Consider the following 300-nt stretch of genomic DNA (forward strand, 5'->3'; position numbering starts at 1 on the left):
GGCTGGACCGTTGTTGACTACGACGCCGCCCCGCAGCGCGTCATCGGCACACCTATCCGCGACGAAGACGAACAAGTCCGCTATATGCGCGCGCTCTTCACACTCTTCGAGGAGGAGTCGGTGGACACCGCGTTCTGGCACACCTACGCCAGCTACACCCTTCCCCACAACCCTGACCCGAGCTTCGACCTCGACCTGGCGTCCTTCGGCGTATGCAAGATCATGCCCGACGGTAGCCTCACACCGAAGAACGCCTTTTACGCCTTGGCCGACATCTGCAAATAATCGACGACAAACCGT

The 300-nt window shown here is 60.3% G+C and carries 1 pseudogene; it reads left to right on the top strand.

What is annotated here, in order from left to right:
- Positions 1 to 285: pseudogene (locus GV790_RS29720) on the top strand (hypothetical protein); the annotation flags it as partial.
- Positions 286 to 300 lie beyond the last annotated feature (15 nt).

The organism is Nocardia cyriacigeorgica (assembly GCF_010858045.1).
GTDB classification, from domain to species: domain Bacteria; phylum Actinomycetota; class Actinomycetes; order Mycobacteriales; family Mycobacteriaceae; genus Nocardia; species Nocardia cyriacigeorgica_E.